Annotated in this window: 19 protein-coding genes and 1 pseudogene; 5 read left to right on the forward strand and 15 right to left on the reverse strand. The window is 70.9% G+C overall.

Features of this window, described 5'->3' with window-relative positions; translation table 11 throughout:
• Positions 1-172: 172 nt before the first annotated feature.
• Positions 173-916, forward strand: a pseudogene (locus AB0E24_RS33635) (GH12 family glycosyl hydrolase domain-containing protein); the annotation flags it as partial.
• Between the two features lie 50 nt (positions 917-966).
• On the opposite strand, the gene AB0E24_RS33640 reads toward AB0E24_RS33635, so the two are convergent.
• The gene (locus tag AB0E24_RS33640; protein WP_359382713.1) at positions 967-1,215 is read right to left on the reverse strand and encodes a respiratory nitrate reductase subunit gamma; all 249 of its coding nucleotides are present in this window, start codon (positions 1,213-1,215) and stop codon (positions 967-969) included.
• A 143-nt stretch (positions 1,216-1,358) separates the two neighbouring features.
• Between AB0E24_RS33640 and AB0E24_RS33645 the strand changes: the two genes are divergently transcribed.
• Positions 1,359-2,717, forward strand: a complete 1,359-nt coding sequence (locus AB0E24_RS33645; RefSeq protein ID WP_359382716.1) for a PP2C family protein-serine/threonine phosphatase — start codon at positions 1,359-1,361, stop codon at positions 2,715-2,717.
• A 22-nt stretch (positions 2,718-2,739) separates the two neighbouring features.
• Here AB0E24_RS33645 and AB0E24_RS33650 read toward each other — a convergent pair whose 3' ends face one another.
• From AB0E24_RS33650 to AB0E24_RS33710, 13 genes are all read right to left on the reverse strand, one after another.
• Positions 2,740-3,270 carry a DUF488 domain-containing protein gene (locus tag AB0E24_RS33650; protein WP_359382718.1) on the reverse strand — a complete coding sequence of 177 codons (531 nt, stop codon included), beginning with the start codon at positions 3,268-3,270 and terminating at the stop codon, positions 2,740-2,742.
• A gap of 12 nt (positions 3,271-3,282) precedes the next feature.
• The gene (locus tag AB0E24_RS33655; RefSeq protein ID WP_093699851.1) at positions 3,283-3,645 is read right to left on the reverse strand and encodes a DUF488 domain-containing protein; all 363 of its coding nucleotides are present in this window, start codon (positions 3,643-3,645) and stop codon (positions 3,283-3,285) included.
• 133 nt (positions 3,646-3,778) lie between these two features.
• Positions 3,779-4,438, reverse strand: coding sequence for a nuclear transport factor 2 family protein (locus tag AB0E24_RS33660; protein WP_359382721.1), 660 nt, complete (start codon positions 4,436-4,438; stop codon positions 3,779-3,781).
• Positions 4,435-5,436, reverse strand: coding sequence for a substrate-binding domain-containing protein (locus AB0E24_RS33665; RefSeq protein WP_359382724.1), 1,002 nt, complete (start codon positions 5,434-5,436; stop codon positions 4,435-4,437). The genes AB0E24_RS33660 and AB0E24_RS33665 overlap by 4 nt, the downstream gene beginning before the upstream one ends.
• Positions 5,437-5,622: 186 nt before the next feature.
• Entirely contained in the window at positions 5,623-6,660 is a 1,038-nt protein-coding gene (locus AB0E24_RS33670; RefSeq protein WP_359382727.1) for an amidohydrolase family protein, read from the reverse strand.
• A gap of 10 nt (positions 6,661-6,670) precedes the next feature.
• Entirely contained in the window at positions 6,671-7,591 is a 921-nt protein-coding gene (locus AB0E24_RS33675; protein ID WP_359382730.1) for a VOC family protein, read from the reverse strand.
• A gap of 31 nt (positions 7,592-7,622) precedes the next feature.
• Positions 7,623-8,483: a fumarylacetoacetate hydrolase family protein gene (locus AB0E24_RS33680; protein WP_359382734.1), complete on the reverse strand. Its 861-nt coding sequence runs from the start codon at positions 8,481-8,483 to the stop codon at positions 7,623-7,625.
• A gap of 55 nt (positions 8,484-8,538) precedes the next feature.
• Positions 8,539-9,429: a fumarylacetoacetate hydrolase family protein gene (locus tag AB0E24_RS33685; protein WP_359382737.1), complete on the reverse strand. Its 891-nt coding sequence runs from the start codon at positions 9,427-9,429 to the stop codon at positions 8,539-8,541.
• Positions 9,426-10,520: an alcohol dehydrogenase catalytic domain-containing protein gene (locus AB0E24_RS33690; protein ID WP_359382740.1), complete on the reverse strand. Its 1,095-nt coding sequence runs from the start codon at positions 10,518-10,520 to the stop codon at positions 9,426-9,428. Before AB0E24_RS33690 ends, AB0E24_RS33685 begins: the two co-directional genes overlap by 4 nt.
• 12 nt (positions 10,521-10,532) lie before the next feature.
• A complete protein-coding gene (locus AB0E24_RS33695; protein WP_359382743.1) occupies positions 10,533-11,444 on the reverse strand; it encodes a VOC family protein in 912 nt (303 codons plus the stop codon).
• Positions 11,445-11,461: 17 nt separating this feature from the next.
• Positions 11,462-12,871, reverse strand: coding sequence for an amidohydrolase family protein (locus AB0E24_RS33700; RefSeq protein ID WP_359382746.1), 1,410 nt, complete (start codon positions 12,869-12,871; stop codon positions 11,462-11,464).
• The gene (locus AB0E24_RS33705) at positions 12,868-14,298 is read right to left on the reverse strand and encodes an FAD-binding oxidoreductase (protein ID WP_359382749.1); all 1,431 of its coding nucleotides are present in this window, start codon (positions 14,296-14,298) and stop codon (positions 12,868-12,870) included. The genes AB0E24_RS33700 and AB0E24_RS33705 overlap by 4 nt, the downstream gene beginning before the upstream one ends.
• A 158-nt stretch (positions 14,299-14,456) precedes the next feature.
• On the reverse strand, positions 14,457-15,230 hold the full coding sequence (locus tag AB0E24_RS33710) for an IclR family transcriptional regulator (RefSeq protein WP_359382751.1): 774 nt from the start codon (positions 15,228-15,230) through the stop codon (positions 14,457-14,459).
• An 89-nt stretch (positions 15,231-15,319) separates the two neighbouring features.
• Here AB0E24_RS33710 and AB0E24_RS33715 point away from each other — a divergent pair, with 89 nt between their 5' ends.
• Positions 15,320-16,957 (forward strand): FAD-dependent oxidoreductase, encoded by a 1,638-nt coding sequence (locus AB0E24_RS33715; protein WP_359382754.1) that lies wholly within the window; start codon positions 15,320-15,322, stop codon positions 16,955-16,957.
• Positions 16,958-17,326: 369 nt separating this feature from the next.
• Here the strand turns inward: AB0E24_RS33715 and AB0E24_RS33720 are convergent, their stop codons facing one another.
• Positions 17,327-18,034 carry a TetR/AcrR family transcriptional regulator gene (locus AB0E24_RS33720; protein ID WP_100804859.1) on the reverse strand — a complete coding sequence of 236 codons (708 nt, stop codon included), beginning with the start codon at positions 18,032-18,034 and terminating at the stop codon, positions 17,327-17,329.
• Positions 18,035-18,303: 269 nt separating this feature from the next.
• On the opposite strand from AB0E24_RS33720, the gene AB0E24_RS33725 reads away from it, so the two are divergent.
• Entirely contained in the window at positions 18,304-19,116 is an 813-nt protein-coding gene (locus AB0E24_RS33725; RefSeq protein WP_359382757.1) for an SDR family NAD(P)-dependent oxidoreductase, read from the forward strand.
• Positions 19,113-20,435 (forward strand): FAD-binding oxidoreductase, encoded by a 1,323-nt coding sequence (locus AB0E24_RS33730; RefSeq protein WP_359382759.1) that lies wholly within the window; start codon positions 19,113-19,115, stop codon positions 20,433-20,435. The genes AB0E24_RS33725 and AB0E24_RS33730 overlap by 4 nt, the downstream gene beginning before the upstream one ends.
• Positions 20,436-20,466 lie beyond the last annotated feature (31 nt).

The raw sequence follows: 20,466 nt of genomic DNA on the forward strand, positions 1-20,466 counted from the left end.
TCCGGCGAGGTCGATGTGGAGCGGGCGCTGAGCGAAGACCGCCTCGGGCGCGCCGCGGGGCGAATGCCGCCGTACGTCTTGTCCAAGTGCGCCCGGGGTCCTACATTCCGATCCATGGGAGCGCTCCCAAACTGCTCCCGGTCATCGAGGAGGGAATGTCGTGATCACTCCCATGAGGTCGGTGCGGCTGGCACTGCTGACCGCGCTGATATCCCTGTGCGGCCTGCTGACCGCGGCGTTACCCGCACACGCGGACACCGTGCTGTGCGATCAGTACGCCACCACCACCATCCAGGGCCGTTACGTGGTGCAGAACAACCGCTGGGGCACGAGCGCGACCCAATGTATCAACGCCACCAGCAGCGGCTTCGCCATCACTCAGGCGGACGGCTCCGTGCCCACGAACGGGGCCCCGAAGTCCTATCCATCGGTCTTCTACGGCTGCCACTACACGAACTGCTCGCCGGGAACCAACCTGCCCAAGCAGCTCAGTTCGATCGGCACCGCATCCACCAGCACATCCTTCACCTACGTGAGTGGCGCCGTCTTCGACGCCTCGTACGACATATGGCTCGATCCGGCGCCGAAGACCAACGGAGTGAACCAGACGGAGATCATGGTCTGGTACAACAAGGCCGGGCCGATCACCCCCGTGGGTTCCCAGGTCGGCACCGCCAGCGTGGGCGGCAGGTCCTGGCAGGTGTGGACCGGCTGGAACGGCTCCAACAACGTGATCTCGTTCGTGTCGTCGTCCACGCTCTCCAACTGGAGCTTCAACGTCATGGACTTCGTCGATCAGGCGATAAACCACGGTCTGGCCACCCGCTCCTGGTATCTGACGAGCATCCAGTCCGGTTTCGAACCGTGGTCGGGAGGGACGGGCCTCGCGGTGAACTCGTTCTCCGCTTCCGTGAATTGAGGTGCGTGTCCCGCGACGCGCGGATCGGCCGCGCCGCCGTCGCCGTGTCAGTAGCGGGCGCCGATGCGGCGCCGGCGGCGCCCGCTGGTGCCCGGCTCGGCGGGGTGCGTGGCCACCCGGCCGCGGTAGATGATGTACGGGCGCCACGGGTACGACAGGGGGATGTTCCAGGCGTGGACCAGACGGGCGAAGGGCCACACCGCGAGGATGGCCCAGGCGGCGGTGGCATGGACCTGGTAGATCAGCGGGGCGTGCGCGATCGCGCCGACTGACAGCGTCGCATCGGCGGTGATCACCCGGTGGGCGGCGACACGGTGTGCGGGCGTTCTCTGATCATGCTCCGCGGCTTCGCCGTCTCGGGGGCGGCGTAGGTAGTGTGGGCGTGGCGGGCAACGTGGCAAGAGGGGTATCGACTCCCGACGGATCGGGAGGTTCTCATATGCCGGAGGATGCGCAGGGCCCGGAAGAAGTGGCCGACCGGGTGGCCGCCGCTTTGGAGGCGATGGGCCGGCCCTCGGAGGGAGAGTCCTTCGAGGAGCTGAGCGACCAGGTGCGGCAGCTGGCGCTCGGCCAGCGCCGCCTGCGACGCCTGTTGGACGCGGTGGTGGCCATCAGCGCCGACATGGACAGCTATGCCGTGCTCCAGCACATCGTGGAGGCGGCCGCCGACCTGATCGGTGCCCGCTACGGTGCCCTGGGCGTCCTCGGTGAGGGCGGGGAATTCGTCGACCTGATCACCGTCGGTGTGGACGCCGAGCAGCTGATGGCCACCTCGGGCCTCCCTCAGGGCCACGGCCTGCTGATCACGCTGATCAGGGACCGAAAGTCGCTGCACGTCGATGATGTCGCGGCCGATCCCAGTTCGGTCGGCTTCCCGCCCGGCCACCCGGTGATGACCACGCTGCTGGGTGTGCCGCTGATGGTGCGCGGCACCGTGTACGGCAATCTCTATCTGGCGGACAAGCACGACGGCACGCCGTTCACCGACGGTGACGGGGCCCTGCTGACCGCGCTGGCCAGCGCCGCGAGCGTCAGCATCGAAAACGCCCGTCTGTACCAGAGCCTCAAACACGCGGCCGAGCACTTCCAGCTGCGCATGCTGCCCACCCTTCCGGACCTCCGCCCCCTGGACGTGGAGGGCCGGTACGAGCCGGCCTCCGAGCTCCCGCGGCTCGGCGGGGACTGGTACGACGCCCTGACCTTGCCGGATGGCGCCACGTGTGTCGTGGTCGGCGATGTCACCGGTCACGATGTGGAGGCCGCCCCGCTCATGGGGCAGATCCGCTATATGCTGCGCGCCCTGGTCTACGACCACGGTGGGCCACCCAGCCTGGTCGTCTCGAAGCTGGACCGCGCCTTGACGATGTTCGCGGAGCCTCCCACGGCCACCTTGCTGCTCGGCCGCATCGAGCACGCCGACGGGCGGTACACCCTTCGCTGGAGCAACGCCGGACACCCCCCGCCGCTGCTGATCGGCGCGGACGGCGGATCCCGCTTCCTCGCCCCGGCCCACCACGGGATTCCGGTCGGCATCGACCCCGCCGTCCCCCGGTACGACCACGCATACCCGCTGGCCGCGGGGAGCACCCTGCTGCTGTTCACCGACGGACTGGTGGAGCGCCGCGGCCAGGACATCGACGTGAACCTGGCCGCGTTGGCCGATCAGGCCGCCCGCCTGGCCACCGCCCCGCTGCGGGATCTGTGCGCCGAGCTCGTCGCGGGGCGCTGCCAGACGTTCCATGACGATGTCGCCGTGCTCGCCTTGCGCGTACCGGGCCACCGGGCGGAGTGGCGGTGATGAACTCCGAGACAGGCGGTGGTCATCCGCGGTCGTAGACGAGCAGCCCGTCATCGCGCAGCCGGGCCCCCGCCGTCGGACGGTGCTCGGTGAGCCGCCCGTCGTGGGCCAGGTGGAACACCTGCGCGTGGCGGGCGAGAACGGCGAAGTCGGCGATGATCCGCCGGTGGCAACGCCACCACACGGACTCACCGCACATCACGGCGGTACGGAGGTCGGCTGCCTGCCGCAGCAATTCGTCCATGGCCGCCAGGAAGTCCGGATGGCGGGTGTAGCCGGCGTATCCCCGGAAGGAGGCGTTCTCCCAGAAGACGTCGGGGGAGTCCGGGGACGCCTTGCGAAAGCCTCCCAGCCGCTGCTCCCACCGGTAGTCGATCCCCTCCTCCGGCAGCCACCGCCGGAGCGCTTCCCGGCCCACGTCGGCGTTGTGCCGACTGCCGGGTGCGGTCCGTATGTCGACGACGGCCAGGACGTCGGCGCCGTGCAGCAGCGCGGCCAGCCGCTGGTGTCCCGCGGTGCCGTGCCCGAACGTCAGCAGCGTCACCGAGGTCATCCCTGGCGCCGGTCACCGCTTCGCGGACAGCCACTCGGCGAGGACGGCGGCCTGGCTGTGGTCCACGTCCTGGGTGGCGGTCAGCAGCGTGAGCCTGTCATGGGAGGCCAGGTCCCTCAGGCGCTCCGCGGCCCGCTGGTGTCCGGCATCACGCAGTTCGGCGCGGTAGCGGCGGCGGAACTCGGTGAAGCGGGCGGGTTCGTGGCCGTACCACTTCCGCAGTTCGCTGGAGGGGGCCACATCGCGCAGCCACTCGTCCAGGTGCGCGTCCGCCTTGCGCATGCCACGCGGCCAGACACGGTCGACGAGCACCCGCTTGCCGTCCTGGGGAGAGGTCTCTTCGTAGACCCGCCGGTAGGTGATCTGCTTGGCCATCGACGGCACCTCCAGACCGGATCGGCCGCCCCGGCCCGACGCCGGTGGACGGCTCACCGCAACGACACCCGGTGGGCATGTCCGACTCGGACATTCTATCGGCGATGACCGGCGGGAGCCGGTCGAGAGCCGCTCACTCCGGACCGAGCGGTCGGAACAGAGGGCGCGGTACGGCGGCCTCCGTGCCCGCCAGCCACCGGCGTCCGCTGGTGTACAGGTGGTCCACCGCCGCACCCCGGAGGCCCGGAAGTCCGTCGAGGACTCGCAGGTCGGCCAGCGTCTGCACGTAGCCGAGATGCCGGTAGCCCATGGGCAGGCTGCCGAGCAGCCGCTCGTCGAGCGTGATCGACGCCGATGGATCGACGACGTCGAGTCGGTCCTTTTCGTAGATCGGCTGACGCCTGACGATTCCCCATCGCCCGTCACGCCGCTCCAGGAAGTCGTAGAACCGCCCGGTGCACACGACGTCGACCTCCACACCGTGCGCCCGGATCCGCTGCTCGATCCTCATCTTGGTCTGTGCGACGGCACGGGCGCCGTTGACGGCGCTGGTGTGGCCTCCCAGGAAGTGGTTGACCCGGGCGCCGTCCGCCCATGCCCGCCGGCCGGCCTCGATGAAGTCCAGGTGCGAGCCCTGGAACCATGTGGTGGTGATCCAGGCGCCCTCGTGCCACAGCGCGCCGAACTCGTCCCAGGCCCCGCTGTCGCGGAAGACGGCCCAGGCTTCGGCGATCGCGCGGATCTCGATCGCCGCGGCCCGAGCGTGCGGTATCGGTGTTTCCGCGGTGCTCATGTATCGAGGAGCTCGTCGAGGAACAGGTCCTCGCACGTGTACCTGCGGTCGGTGATGCCCTGTTCGAACGCGTAGCGCAGGAAGGTGTCGATGGTCCGCCGGTTCGCCTTCATACCGTGCTTCCAGTGACCGGCCTGGAGGAGTTCGCGATTGGCCTCGTACAGCGGACTCACCCACGGCACCATGACGTCCATGTGGTGATCGGTGCGGCCGTTCTCGTAGCCCGCGAGCGTGGTGTCGGCGGACTCGGTGAACGCGTCGAACACCGCTCGGGCGGCATCCGGGTGCCGCCGCAGCAATTCCCGGCGGATCACCACCATGTGCATGATCGGGAAGATCCCGGTGCGCCGGTAGTAGTCCCGCTCGGCCGCCTGGGGGTCGGCGAACAGGGTGGTGACGCGCGGGGACTTGTCCAGTGCGCAGCGCGGGACGACCGCGGAGAAGAGCGCGTCGATCTCGCCGGACTCGAGCATGGGGCCCAGGAACTTGCCTTCGGGCGCGTAGCGCGCGTCGACGTTTTCCGGGGTCTTGAGCGGCGCCCAGGACTCCATGTGCATCGGCCAGTCCGGGCCGCCGATGAGCCACCTGTTCGTCTCGGGCCGGAAACCGTGTTCGTCGCTGAGGATCCCCTTCGGCCAGATCCCGGCGTCGTGGCCGTAGACGGCCAGTTCGCCGATGGTCTTACCGACGAGGTCGGCGGGGCCCTTGATGCCGCTGTCGACGTTGACCCAGATCGAGGAGTGCCGGAAGTGGCGGTTGGGGAAGACCGGGATGCCGACGAAGCGGTCGTCGCCGCGGTCGAGGGCGCGCAGGAAGAAGGTAAGACCCAGTTCCGAGACGTCGTACCGGTCACCGGCGAAGGTCCGCGCGAAGATCTCGGACACGATGGGCGCGTCCTCGTGCCGGATCGTGTAGCCCTTGACGCCGACCCGCCCGTCCAGCAGCGGCTGCACATGGTCGTAGCGGTTGATTCCGAGTCGAAGTTCGTTGTCGCCCATCGCTCGCCTTCCGTTTCGAGAAGTTGTTTCCATGAGGAGAGGCCGGTGCCGGCGTTCCTCTCCGCGGGGGTGCCACGGGGGTGTGGTGAGTGCGGACAAAGGTCCATGATCTACGCGACCGGTGGGCCGCGGGCCGTCGGTTTCACTGAATGAACCGTCGGGCCGCGTGTACAGCGGCGCGCCCGCTCAGCGCTTGATGTCGCCGCGCAGCCGCTCCCAGTTGCCCGAGGCGATGAGGCGGCGCTCGTCGTCCGCGAGCCGAGCCTGCTGGAGGAACGTCCGGGCGCCCGCGTGCGCCGCGGGCTCGAAGGGATAGTCGGTCGCGAACAGCACATGCTCGGCGCCCACGATCCGGACCGCCTCCTGAAGGTAGGCATGGCTGAGCATGCCGCTGGGGGTCACATAGAGGTGGTCCCGTACATACTCGCCGATCGTGCGGGGCAGCCCGGCGATCCGGGCCAGCGGTTCCAGGCGGTCGAGGTAGAACAGGACCAGCTCGCCCCAGTGCCCGAGGACGAGCCGCAGGCCGGGGAAGCGGTCGAACACCCCGGCGAGGATCAGGCGCAGATACGCCACGCCGGTGTCGTAGTGCCAGCCGAGGCGGTGGGAGGCCAGTGCCGCGCTCACCTCGGGTGCGAACCCGTCGTAGTAGGCGTGTCGCACGGCCGCCGGTGGCGTCATGGGGTGCAGATGAAGCGGGACGGCCAGCGCCTCCGCCGCCTCGAAGACCGGCCAGAAGGACTGGTCGTCGAGAGGGCGGCCACCGACCCGGCTGAAGACCATCGCGCCGTCGAGCCCCAGGTCGCCGATCGAGCGGCCCAGCTCGGCGGCGGCCCGTGCGGGCCGTTGGAGCGCCAGGGTCGCCAGCCCCTGGACCTGGCGGGTCGCGTCGGCGGCCAGGGCGGCGATCCGGTCGTTGCAGTCGCTCTGAAGCGCGGCCGCGTCGGCGGCGCCGAGATTCTGGAGGCCGGGGGTGCTCAGGGAGAGGACCTGGGTGTCCAGCCCCGTCGACCGCATCGACGCCTGGCGTTCGTCGCCGACCTCGGCGAGGCGCCGCCCGGTCTCGCCGGTGGTCGAGGCCACGAACGCCAGGTCGTCCTCCGCGGTGCCCGCTTTGCGCCAGGCGTCGACGACCTCGGGGAACATGATGTGTTCTTCGAGCCCGATGACACGGAGGCCGGTGTCGCCGCCGGTGTCCTGGGCGGTTTCGTTGAGGTGTGTCACGGAGTCCGTCTCAGCTCGAATGGGAACCGGTCATGAGGGCGGCGAGGTCCTCCGGACGCAGGAAGGACGCGGGTGGCGGCGGCCCCCAGTTGAACAGCCCCTGCGCGCCCTGGAAGGTCTCGGGCGTCCACAGCTGGTCCTCGACGACGCAGTCCATGTCGGCGTAGTACTCGCTGAAGTTCCCGGCCGGGTCCTTGAGGTACCAGAAGAAGTTCGAGCCGGCGTGATGCCGTCCCAGGCCCCATACGTGCCGGTCCGGATCGGCTTCGAGCATCGCGCTCGCCCCGCGGCCCACCTCGTCGATGTCGTCCACCTGCCACGAGGTGTGGTGGAGGAAGGCGACCGGCGCCCGCAGGACCAGCACGTTGTGGTGGTCGGTCGAGCAGCGCAGGAAGGCGCCTTCGTCACGGATGTAGTCGCTCGGGAGGAAGCCCAGCCCGTCGGTGAAGAAGGACGTCGTGGCCGCGAAATCGGTCGTGCCGAGGACGGCGTGGCCGAGTTTGCGCGGTCGCACCGGGTTCGTGCGGAGGACGCCGGGCGCGCGGGCGCCCACGCGGTCGTAACGGCCCGGCCCGTTCGAGGCGGCGGGCGCGACCGGCGCCTGGCCCAGCCGGGGGGCAGTCCGCACCGTGACGCGGACGCCCGTGGCCGGTTCGACGGCGGTCAGCCCGCCGTCGACCCACGCGGACGCGATGTCCATCCGGCGCAGGGCGGCTTCGATCCGTCGGAGGTCGTCGATGTCGTCGGCGCCGACGCAGAGGTCCAGCAGACGGCGGGTCGGCGCCGGGACGATCCGCAGTTGTGCTCCGCCGTCGCGGGTGGCGAACCAGCCGTCCGGCAGTGGGTCGAGGCCGAAGTCCGCGTAGTACGCGGCCGTCTCGTCGGTGTTGGGCACGCCGATCGTGACGGATGTCAGGGAGTGCAGGGCCATGCCGGTCTCCTCTCGTTCGCGCGGTGGTGGGTCAGGGGTGCGGGGCCGGCACGAACGTCTGCCGGAGTTCGCCGATGCCTTCGATCCGGCTCACCAACTCGTCGCCGGGCCGCAGCCACCTCTCGGGTGTCCGGCCGAGCCCGACCCCGGCGGGGGTGCCGGTGAACACCAGGTCGCCCGGCAGCAGCGGGAGGAGGGCGGACAGGGAGGCGACCAGGCGGGCCACCGGGAACACGAGGTCCCGGGTCCGGCCGTCCTGCATCGTCTCGCCGTTGAGGACGCACTGAAGACGCACGTCGTCGCGGTCGGGCAGCTCGTCGGGGGTGACGACCCACGGGCCGGTCGGCCCGAAGCCGGGAAGGGACTTCCCCAGGCCGAACTGCGGTGCAGGGCCGGATCGTTGCAGCTTCCGCTCGGACAGGTCCTGGCCCACGGTGACGCCGGCGATGTGGTCCCACGCCTCCGGCGCGGTGATGTTCCGCGCCGTCCGGCCGATCACCGCGACCAGTTCGACCTCCCAGTCGGTGTGGCCGTCCGCGGGCAGGACGACCTCGGTGACCGGCCCGGTCAGACAGCTGGGCCACTTGGTGAACAGCGTCGTCGGCGCCTTTGGCACCGAGAAGCCGGACTCGGACGCGTGGTCGCGGTAGTTGAGGCCGATCGCGAACACCTGGCGGGGCGCGGGGACCGGCGCCCGCAGGTCCCGGACGTCGAAGGGCAGACCGTTCCGCGGGGACACCGTCCTCGCCCACGCGACGAACTCGTCCCAGCGGTCGTACAGCGCCTGGGGGTCCGGGCTGAACGAACCGTCGCTGGCGTGCTCGACGTCGATGGCCCGGTGCGGTGTGCCGCTCACGAGGGCGGCGCGCCCCTGGATGCTTGCGATGCGCATGAGTGTGTCCCTGGACGGTGGTGACGGGCGGTCGGGTGATGGGGAGGGGTGCGACTCAGGCGATGTGCGTGGTGAGCGAGCCGAGCCCGGAGATCTCCGCGCGCACGACGTCACCGCTTCGGAGGTAGTCCTGCCTGGGCAAGCCGACGCCCGCGGGCGTGCCGGTCGCGATGACGTCGCCGGGGCGGAGGGTGAGCTGGTGGCTGAGCCAGGCGATCTGCTCGTACACGTCGTGGATGAGGTTCGCGGTGGTCGAGCTCTGCTTGACCGTGCCGTTCACCGACAGACGGATCGCCAGGTCGTGGCAGTCGGGCACATACGCGGCCGGGGTGATCCAGGGGCCGAGCGGGGCGGCGCCGTCGAAGCACTTCTGCCCGACCCAGTCGTAGGCCATCGCGGGCGGACGGTCCGGCCGCTTCATCAGGTCGCGCGCGGACAGGTCGTTGACGATCGTGTAGCCGGCGATGACGCCGAGCGCCTCCCGAGCCGGGACATCCCGCGCCGTGCGGCCGATCACCACCGCGAGTTCGGCCTCGTAGTCCAGGGCCTCACTGCCGCGGGGGCGGTGGACGGTCGCCTGGTCCTCGACGACCGAGTGGGCCGACGTCTTCACGAAGAACCACGGATCGCGCGGTCGCCGGGTGCGGTCGGCCGAGCCCTCCATCTCCTCGACGTGGTCCCAGTAGTTCGCGCCCGCGCAGAAGATGGCCCCGGGGTGGAGGATCGGGGCGAGCAGCCTGACCTCCGCGAGCGGTACGCCGCCCGTGGACACGGGCAGTACGGACCGGATCGCCTCGTGTGTGCGGTCCCAGTCCTGGAGCAGCTCGACGACCGGCCCGCGGTGGCCGGGCAGGAGGTCCTCGACGGCGTGCACACGGTCGCCGGTGAGCACCCCGGGTGTCGGGACGCCGTTCACGTCCATGGTCAGCAGGCGGTAGCCGTTCACTCGGGCACCTCTTGTCGGTCTGTGGCGGTCGGCGGGACGAGGACGTTGTGTCCGGTCAGGACGCCGTCGGCGATCTTGGTGTGGACGGTGGCCGCGTCGGACAGCGGATGCGCGCGCACCGCTTCGGCGTCGAGCCGGAACCCGTCGCGCACGAGCTGCCAGAACTCGGTGGCCACGGCGGCCGAGTGGCTGCGCACGCCGAGCAGCGACAGATTGCGGCTGTACAGCTCGCGAGCCGGTACGTTCAGCACCGGCAGGGCCAGGTGTCCGATCGCGCCGGAGACCACGATCCGCGCGCCGCCCGCCAGGACGGGGAAGTAGCGTTCGAACGTGTCCGGCGCGCAGACGTTGTCGATGGCCGCGGCCGGCGGGCCGCCCGCGGCGGCGAGAATCGCGTCGGCCAGGTCCTCGCGTCCGGCGTCGAGCACGACGAGGTTCTCCGCGCGGCCGGTCACGCTCCGGCTCAGGCCGATGACACGCACGTCCAGCTTCCGGGTGAGCGCGATGATCGTCCGCGCGAGCGCGCCGGTCGCGCCCGGCAGCACGATCGAGTCCCCGGCCTGGAGCCGGGCCCGGCGCAGCTGGGTCAGGCCCACCGGGCCGGTCGCGGCCATCGCCGCGGCGTCGTACAGGTCCAGGTCGTCGGGCACCGGGTGGACGCACTCCTGGGGCATCGACGTGTACTGCGCGTACGAGCCCCAGCGGTGGATGCCCAGCAGCCGCAGTCCTTCGCACGCCTCGTCGGCGCCCGACCGGCAGGAGTCGCAGTGTCCGCAGGTGTGGTGCCCCATGACGGCGACCCGTTGCCCGACGAGGTCCCGGGGCACGCCGTCCCCGGTCCCGACCACGGTTCCCGAGCAGTGTCCGCCCAGCACATGCGGCAGCCGGACGGCCTGGGAGAAGGGGTGTTTCCCGCTACGGGTGCCGAGGTCGCGGGTGCGGGACACCTCGACCGCCGCCACACGGACCACGACCTCGCCGGGCGCGGGCACGGGCGTGGGAACGTCGCGGAGGCGGAGCATCTCCGGTGCGCCGAACTCGTCGAGGACGACGGCCCGCATCGAGCGGGGCACGGTTTCCGGGCGTGGCACGGTGATCCCCTTTCAGTGGTCCAGCTGCTGCGGGACGATGGGGCCGCCCCAGCTGTTGATGGCCGCGATGTCCGCCTCCCAGGTCTTCGGGCGCTGGGGGAAGTCCTGGTGCCACGGGCGCGGCTCGAAGTAGCCGAGGGCCTCGTCGGCCATCTGGTCGAGCTGCGTGAACAGCTCGATGTTGTTGCCGTCCGGGTCCCGGTGGTAGGTGAAGACGTTGTGACCGGGGCCGTGCCGGCCCGGCCCCCACTCGAGCCGGGTGTCGCGCGAGGCGAGGTGGTCGAGCAGGCTCTGGAGGTGGTCGAGGTCACGGGTCTCGTAGGCCACGTGGTGCATGCCGCTGTACTTCGTGGACGCCATGAAGTTCGCCGCGTGGTGATCGGTGTTGCAGCGCAGGAAGACGAAGAAGTCGGCGACGGTGTCGGACCACTTGAAGCCCAGCAGATCCTGGTAGAAGCTCTGCTGGCGCTTGAGGTCCGGGGTGAAGGCCGCGACGTGCCCCAGCTTCGTCGGCCGCAGCGGGGTGTATCCGGTGGCGCCGGTGCCCGACTGGGCGTCGTACAGGTGCAGGGGGGTGCCGCTCATCGGCTCGGCCACGATCAGGACGTCCGGTGTCGACGGCGCGATGTCGGAGCGGCGCCGCACCTCGTAGCCGCTGTCCCTGAGCCTGCGCTCGGCCGAGTCCAGGTCCTCCTCGATCTGGTAGCCGACGAAGCTGCGCGCGTGCTTGGTCTCCGCACGCTCGAGCACGACCGAGTGGTGGTCGAACGTCGTGGTCAGGTACGCCTGGTTGGCGGACTTCTCGACGAGCACGAAGTCGAGCACGTTGGTGTAGTAGTCGACCAGCCGGTCGAGATCCGGCGTCTCGAACCCGACGTACCCGACCTTCGATACGTTGACCGCAGAGTGGGTGGGATGTGTCATGAGTTACCTCCATGAGGTCAGGAGAAGAGCCCGGCCCAGACCTGTTCGATCTCGGGCCTGGGCAGCTGGTCGTGGCGGGCGCGCACGCCCGCGGCCGCGGCCGCGATCCGCTGCTGGAGTTCGCCGAGGTCGCCGCGGCGCATGGTCCCGTCCCGCTTGACGACCTCACCCGCCACGAGCACGGTGTCGATCTCCGCCGGTGAGGTGGTGAACAGGACCGCCGCGGCGGGGTCGGTGTAGGGCTGGGCGCCGAGCGGGTCCGGCCTGACGAGGACGACGTCGGCCCGTTTGCCGACGCTCAGACTGCCGATCGTGTCGGCGAGCCCGAGCGCCTCGGCGCCGTCCAGCGTGGCGAGGGCGAGCGCGTCCCGCACGCCGTACCCGACCGAACGGGGTGGCCGCGGGGATCCCTGGGCGAGGGTGAACCGCTCGACCTGGAGCAGGAGCCGGGCCTGCTGTAGCACGTCGGCGCGGGCGTAGTTCGACAGGTCGGTGCCGATCGCGGCCGCGCCGCCGGCCGCGCGGAAGCGCCGGGCCGCGAGCGGGCCGATGCCCATCCCGCACTCGATGTCCGGCGTCGTGCACAGGGAGACCCCCGCCTCGGCCAGCCGCGCGAGGTCATCGGCCTCGATGTGGTTCCCGTGCGACAGACATGTGCGGTCCGGCCAGGCGCCCTCCGCGCACAGCTCGGCGAGGACGCCGTGCGGACCGGAGTCCACCCAGTGGCCCGTCACGAGGAACGGCGACAAGGCGTCCGCGCGCGCCAGCAGTTGGCGTACCAGGCTTCCCGGCAGATACGGCGTGGCCTCCGGCAGCGCCACACCGAACCGGAGCCGCGCCCGGTCGTCGGCGAAGTAGGTGTCCCTGATCCGCGCCGCGTTGGTGTCGTGCCACGCGTCCGGCATCCGGGTGAGCATGTCCTCGCTCTCACCGGGGTCGACGCCGCCGTCGTACACGGGGACGTTCTGTAGCGCGTAGCAGAAGACGCCGCCGACACCGCTGTCCAGGAGGCCGCGGGCGAGCGCGTCGCTGATGCGCGGACCGCTTTGCAGATGGCAGTGGTCCACGACGGTCGTGATGCCCGCCGAGAGCGATTCCAGCCCGCCCAGCAGATTGCCGAGGTAGGCGCTGTCCTCGTCGTAGCAGCCGGCGTACAGCGCACGGGCCTGGAGCATGTAGTCCGACAGGGACCAGTCCGCCGCGACGCCTCGCAGCAGGCTCTGCCACACGTGCCGGTGGCCGTCGACGAAACCGGGGACGACGATCGTGCCCGAGGCGTCGATGACCTCCGCGCCGGGGGCGTCGACGGTGCCGTGCTCGGCGACCGCGGCGATGGTCCCGTCCTCCACGAGGACGTCTCCGCGGGGCAGGTCGCCGATGGCCGGGTCCATCGACAGGACGTGACCGCCGCTGATCAGGGTGGTCATGCGCCGAGTTCCTCCGCGGCCGTGCGGATGTTCTTGTTGTAGGCGAGGCGGTTGTCCGGGTCCCATGCCTTCTTGAGCTCGACGAGCCGGCGCCACTTCTCATCGGTGCCGTACGCCCGGCGCAGCCACTCCGCCCCTCGGTGCGTGGTGAGGTTGACGTAGGCGTTCGGTGTCGCCCAGCGGCGCAGCAGCGCGTCGGTCTCGTGGACCCAGTCCAGATGGGCGGTGTCGTCGGCAGGGTCGTCCCAGTGGGCCGACACCTCGTACAGCCACTCCGCGCCGGTGCGGGAGAACGCGGTGGCGTCCTCCGGGCGGTCGAAGATCGCGCCGCCGAGGATCGGCAGGGTGACGAGGCAGTTCGGGGAAGGCGGTTCGGTGCGCGGGCAGGACGCCAGCTGGTGGAGCGCGGCGGCCGCCAGATCGGCGTCGATGCCGGACATGTAACCGCCGCGCAGATACTGGGCGCGGCCCGGGGGTTCGAAGGGGTCGGCGATGCTGTTGGCCTGCGCCCACGTCGTCTCGGTGACCTCGTCGACCAGAGGGCGGGCCAGCGACCGCAGCCCCGCGGTCGCCTCCTCGTACCGCGCGAGGTCGCCGGTGTAGATGACGAGCACGGCGATGATGGGCGTGCCCACGACGGAGTCGGGAAGGCCCGGCATCGGCGGCGCGTTCAGCAGGATCAACGCGATGGACAGTTCGCGCGGGGCCTCGGCCATGACCGCGTCCAGGTTCCCGAAGAGCTTCGGGGCGTCGTCCGCCGAGTAGTACATCATCCCGCTCATCACCCTCGGGCCCACCGGGTGCGCCCTGAAGGTGATCGACGTGACGACCGCCAGGTTGTGGCCGGCGCCGCACAGGCCCCAGAACAGGTCGGGATGGGACTCGGCCGAGGCGGTGACCGTCGCGCCGTCCGCGGTGATGCCCTCGATGGAGACGATGTTGTCCACGGTCGCGCCGAACCGCCGTGTCAGATGGCCGATCCCGCCGCCGAGGGCGAGCCCGGTGGCACCGGTGTCGCTGACCACTCCGGCGGGCACGACGAGGCCGTGTTCCTGACTGGCCGAGTCCAGCTCACCGAGCAGGACGCCCGGCTCGATGGTGACCAGCCGGCGTTCGGGGTCGACGTCGATGTTCTTGAGCTTGGACAGGTCGAGCACGAGCGCGTCGCCCGGCATGGCCATGCCGTCGATGCCATGGCCGCCGGAGTGGATCGCGAGCGGCACGCCCGTCTCGTTCGCGTACGCCACGGCGATGGCGACGTCCTCGCGGTCGGCCGCCTGGGCGATGACCGCGGGGTTCTCATCGCGGCGCAGCATGTTCCAGATCAGCCGCGCGGAGGCGAAGTCGGACTCGCCCGCACGCAGCACCCGGCCTTTGAACGTGGCGGGGAAGTCGGCGAAGCGAGGATCCGTGACCGTGTCAGGCACTGTTGCTCCTGTTCCACCGATGACGAGTCGGTGCGCATCGTGGGCATGATGAACAAAGCGGGTCCGCGCGGCGTGTTCTCGATCAGCCGTGCGCGGTGATGCTCAGTCTTGACGTGATGCGAAGCGGCCGGAGCCGTGATTTCAATGGTTGAAACGCGTCAGAGCGCACGGGACACGGCACGGCCCGCGGCGATGACGGGCTGCTTGAGCGCCGCCATGGAAATGGCGCCGGTGGGCACCACCACGGCCAGCGCGGCCACGACGGAGCGCTGTCGTCCGGTGATGGGAACGGCCACCGAGGACATCGGCTCGGGCCGGTCGAGCGAGGCGATGGCGACGCCCTCGCGGTAGACGTTGGCCAGGCGCCCGCGCAGTTCGGCCTCGGAGAGCGGACGGCCGCCGTCCGGGCGTCGGTGATCGCCGGCCAGCACCGACTGCCGTACGTCGTGCGGCGCGTGGGCCAGCAGCACCAGTCCGACACTGGTGGCGTGCAGCGGAAGCCGTCCACCGACACGGAACAGGACCTTGCCCGCCTGCGGCGAGGAGAGCCGCTCCACCAGGACGGCCTCGTTGCCGTCGAGCACCGCGAGCAGGACGTGCTGGCCCGTCAACCGGTGGAGTTCCCCCATGGCCGGGAGCGCCGCGGAGCGGATGCCATGCCCGCGCGGTGACAGCGTGGCCACTTCGAGCAGGCGCAGACCGATCACGAACCGGCCGTCCTCATGGCGTTCCAGCGCACCCCAGTCGATGAGCCTGCGCGCCAGGCGCAAGGCCGTCGCCTTCGGCAGATCCGCCCGCGCGCTCAACTGCTCGAGCGTCAGCGCCTCGTGCCCCGGGCCGAACGCGGCCAGCAGCCGCAGCCCGCGGTCGATGACGGGCTCGCCCTGGGCCGGTTTCTGTCCCCGAGCCGGACTCGGCGCGACATCGGTCATGCGATGCTCCCGTTCGCGCACCGGAGCAGCCCGGATCGCTGAATGAAATCCCCCTGGTGTCGCCAGGGCCCGCGACCGAGGCTTGGGACATGCCTGTACCCGCACATATGTATGCGAACGACGATGCCGAACTCGACACCGACGTCCTCGTGGTCGGCGCCGGACCGGTCGGACTGACCCTGGCACATGAACTCGGCAGCCGCGGGATCCGCGTCGCGCTCGTCGACCCCAACGACCGGCCGGACGAGACCTCGCCCCGCTGCAAGCAGCTCAACCCGCGCTCGATGGAGCACTTCCGCAGGCTCGGCCTGGCCGGGGCGATCCGCGACGCCTCGCTGCTGCCCTTCGGCTGGTCCGACTCCGCCGTGTTCTGCACCAGCCTCATGGGCCCGCTCGTCCAGCGCTTCGACGGCGTCTTCGCCACCTCGGACGTCCCGTGGTCGACGCTGCCCGAACCGGCCCAGTGGACCGCCCAGTTCTCCGTCGAACGCGCGCTGCGCGCCGAACTCGCCACCAGGCCCACGGTCACACCCCACTGGGGCCACACACTGGTGGACGTCGACCAGGACGCCGACTCGGTGACCGCCACCCTGCGCGGCGGTGGCGACCGTATCCACCGGCTGCGCGCCCGCTACCTCGCCGCCGCGGACGGCGGACGCAGCACCACCAGGCAGCGACTCGGCATCGAACTGAGCGGCAGCAGCGACGGCGTGGAGAACTTGCAGGTCATCTTTGACGCGCCGGAGCTCGCCGCCCGGCACCGGCACGGGCCGGCACTCCAGTACTGGATCCTCAACGACGAGATCAGCGGGCTGATGGGCCAGCTCGACACCACCGGGATGTGGTGGGCGATCGTCATCGACGCCCCGAGCTGGTCGTCCCACGCGTCGACGCGGCAAGCGGTGCAGACGATGATCGGCGCGGATGTGCCGCTGGAGATCGTCACGCAGGCGCCGTGGACGGCCCGCATGCTGGTCGCGGACCACTACCGCCGAGGGCGCTGCTTCCTCCTCGGCGACGCCGCGCACCTCAACCCGCCGTGGGGCGGCTTCGGCGCCAACACGGGCATCGGCGACGCTGTCGACCTGGGCTGGAAGATCGCGGCGACGCTGGACGGCTGGGGCGGTGAGGCGCTGCTGGCCTCGTTCGAGACCGAGCGGCGCCCGTTCGCCATGTCCGCGATCGCCGCCGCCACGCACAACATGGCCGTGCTGACCCCCGAACTCAGCACACCGGAACTCGCCGACCGCGGGGAGAAGGGCGAGGAGGCCCGGCGGCACGCCGCGGAGGCCATCGCCCGGAGCAAGTCGGCCGAGACGTACACGCTGGGGTTCACGCTGGGCACGGGCTGCCCCGACTCGCCGCTCGTCCTGCCGGACACCCGGCACGCGCCGCTCTCGGTCGGCTCCGTGTACCAGCCCTCGGCCTGCCCCGGCATGCGGCTGCCGCACCTCTGGCTCGGCCCGGGGGAGTCGCTCTACGACCGCCTGGGTCCGGGATTCACCCTGATCGAGTGCGGCCTCCCGGCCACGTCGGACGGCCTGAAGGCCGAGGCGGACCGGCGGGGCGTGCCGTTGACCGTGGTCCCGCTCAACCGCCCGGACGCGGTCGCCCTGTTCGACGCGTGGTACGTGCTGGTCCGGCCGGATCAGCTGGTCGCCTGGCGGGGCGATGAGCTGCCCGAGGATGCCGGCTCGCTGCTCGACCATGTCCGCGGAGTGGTCTAGGCGCCTGCGCACGTGAGACCTCCCGTTCGTTGCCGCGGCATTGCTAACAGATTAACGTTAGCACTGACGTCGATAGGTGCGCCGCTGAAGACTTCGGGTGACCGGGGACGCCGGTGAGGTCCGGTTCCGGATGATCGCGCGAGGCGCACATGGTCGGCTGTGCCGGGAGCCGGGAGCCGGGAGCCGGGAGCCGGGAGCCGGGAGCCGGGAGCCGGGAGCCGGGAGCCGGGAGCCGGGAGCCGGGAGCCGTGTCTCGGGGCGGCGGCGGCCCCATCGCGGGCGGGGCCGCGGTGAGTCCTCGTGCGGACAGGTGGGCGGGCCGCCGGAGCGGGATCCCGCCTTGCGTGACGAGCCCCGCGGCGGGACGGCTCAGCCGGTCTGGGCGATCCGGGTCAGCCAGGTGCGCAGAAGCGCGGACTCTTCGCTGGTCAGTGCGTCTGTTGTGTCGAGCATCGCGCGCAGCGCGATTGCGGTGCTCGCGATGCCCGGCTGGATCGGCCGTGGTGTGCCGACGGTGATCGCGGCGAGCACCGCCTCCCGGGCGGCGTCCGAGAGCGTCAGGTCGCGTTCGTCCTCCGGGGTCGCGAGCAGGGTCAGTACGGTCCCGCAGCCCGAGGCGAACACCATCTCCACGGCGAGGTGTTCGCTGACCCGGAGCTTGCCCGCCTGGGCGATGTTGTGGATCCGCGCGGCGAGCGGCGCGACGGTGGCGCGGGCCGTGGGGGAGGGGCGGTGGGAGCGGGGCGTGCCGAAGACGACCACGTAGAGCGCCGCGTTGGCCAGGCCGAAGCCGACGTGTTCGTCCCAGCCGAGCCGGAGCGCTTCGATCGGGTCGGCTTCCGCGTCCGGTTCGGGCCTGCCCGCGAGGTAGACCTCCATGCCGTGCGCGGCGACCGCGTCGATGAGGCCCTGTTTGTCGCCGAACAGACGGTAGATCGTCGGTGGTTGCACACCTGCCGCCGCGCAGATCGCGCGCGTGGAGAGCGCCTCCGGGCCACCCTCGGTGAGCAGGGCGGATGTCGCCTCGATGATGCGCTGACGTGTTTGCGCCGCTTGAGCGGGAGACCTGGGTGCCACCCCGCAATGCTAACCAGACTCCGTTAGCGCTTGTAGCGCGGCGGTGAGCGGGGCTGTCGGTTCACGCATCGGTCATGTTGACAACGTCCGCCAGGTGACGTACACGTGTCTATGCATCGCTAACGAATGAACAGCGTCACCGCTAACAAGTCACCGCTAACAAGCCTCAGGAGGGCTCGATGACCACCAAGACCGGACTTCCCCGTCGGAGGAGCCACCGGGATGCCGGATGCCCGGCCGCCGTCGCGAGCCGAGGGGGGAACTGACCCATGGCCGGACGACTGGCGGACAAGGTTGCCCTGATCACCGGAATCGGCTCCGGCATCGGCAGGGCCGCGGCACAGCTCTTCGCGGCCGAGGGGGCGCGGGTCGCAGGCTGCGGCATGCAGCCCGAAGGCGTGGACGAGACGGTTCGGCTCGTCACCGAGGCCGGTGGCAGCATCGTCGGCGCCGCGCCCGTGGACCTGGGGGAGCCCGCCGCGGTCACGGCGTGGGTGGACGAGGTCGTCCAGCGGTTCGGCCGCGTCGACGTGCTCTACAACAACGCCGGCAGTCACGCGATGGGCCCCTTCGGCGCGGCGCCGGAAGAGGACTGGCGCATGACGATGCGGAACGACTTGGACCCCACGTACCTCACGACCCGCGCCGTGTGGCCCACGATGTGCGCCCAGGGCGGCGGCGGGGTGATCATCAACACCGCCTCGATCATCGCCTCGCGGGCCACGGCCGCGGCGATGAGCGCGCACGGCGCGGCGAAGGGCGCGGTGGCCGCGCTCACCCCGCACCTGGCCGTCGAGGGCGGGCCGTACGGCATCCGCGTCAATACGCTCAGCCCCGGCATCACCCGCACCGGCCAGACCGAGGGGCTGCTGAGCGATCCCGACAACCCGCTGGTGCGCAACCAGATCAGGCTCTCGCCGCTGGGACGGGTCGGGGCGCCGGAGGACGTCGCGAACCTCGCGCTGTTCCTCGCGTCGGACGAGTCCTCCTACATCACGGGAACCACCATCGTGATCGACGGCGGCCAGACGCTGAGCATGGGGATGTCTTTCGAGTCGACGACCGCCGGAGCCGGGCGATGACCGAGACGTACCGGCGCGGCGACGACGGGTACGAGGCGGCGCGGCAAAGCGCCGTGTGGAACGACCGCAAGCCCGACCGGTTCCCGGACGTCATCGTCGTGGCGGAGACCGAACAGGACGTCATCGACGCCGTGGTATCCGCCCGCGAGCGGGGGCTACGGGTCAAGGTCCGTTCGGGCGGCCACAGTTGGACCGCCTCCGGGATACGCGACGGCGGGATGCTGATCGACATGTCCCGGCTGCGGGAGATCACCTACGATCCGCGGAGCCGCACGGCGACGGCCCAGCCCGGAGCCTACGGCGGTGATCTGCTGAAGGCGCTCGAACCGCACGGCCGCTTCTTCCCGAGCGGGCACTGCCCGACCGTCGGACTCGGCGGGTACCTCCTGCAAGGCGGCCTGGGGTGGCAGTCGCGCCTGCTCGGCCCGGCGTGCGCGAGCGTCCTCGCGGTCGACGTCCTGACGGCGGACGGCGAGATCATCCACGCCGACGAGCACGAGAACAGCGATCTGTACTGGGCCGCGCGTGGCTCCGGGCCGGGTTTCTTCGGCATCGTCATGCGCTTCCACCTGCGGACCCACCCCAGGCCGCCGGTGACCATGGCCAGTGTCCAGGTCTTTCCGCTCGAGGTGTACGAGGAGGTGCTCACCTGGGCGATCGAAACGGGGCCCGACCTCGATCCGCGGGTGGAGATCCTCTTCGTCGCGACCAACCCCCGACTGGAGGACGGCAGCGCCGCTCCCGGGCCGACCGCCATTCAGATCATCGCCTGCGCCATGGCCGACACCGAGGCCGAGGCACGGGACATCCTGTCGGCGCTCGACACCAACCCGGTGTGCGACACCGCCCTCACCCGCACGACGTTCCCGGCCACCATGGACCAGATGTACGCCGCCGTCGACGCGCTGGAGCCGTCCGGGCACCGCTGGCTGGCCGACAACATGTGGACCGACGCCGGTGCCGATGTGCTCGTCCCGCAGCTGCGCGAGCTGTTCACCACGGTGCCGAACGACATCTCGCACGTCCTGTGGTACCCATGGCGCGACCACCCGGTCGACGCCGCGTTCTCCAACACGGGCCGCTCCTACATCGCCGCGTACGCCGGTTGGGACGACCCGGCGCAGGACGCCGCGTACGTCGGCTGGGTGACCGGCCAGATGCGGCGGCTCGAACCCCTTTCCAAAGGCATCCAGCTCGGCGACGAGAACCTCGTCAACCGGCCCTGGCGCTACCTCGCCGAGGACAACGAGCGACGCCTTGAGGAACTGCGCGAACAGTACGACCCCGACGGCCGGTTCTTCGGATATCTGGGGTTGTGACGGGCCGGTCCGGCAGCGGCACCGCACGGCG

Source organism: Streptomyces malaysiensis subsp. malaysiensis, from assembly GCF_040653035.1.
Lineage (GTDB): Bacteria > Actinomycetota > Actinomycetes > Streptomycetales > Streptomycetaceae > Streptomyces > Streptomyces malaysiensis.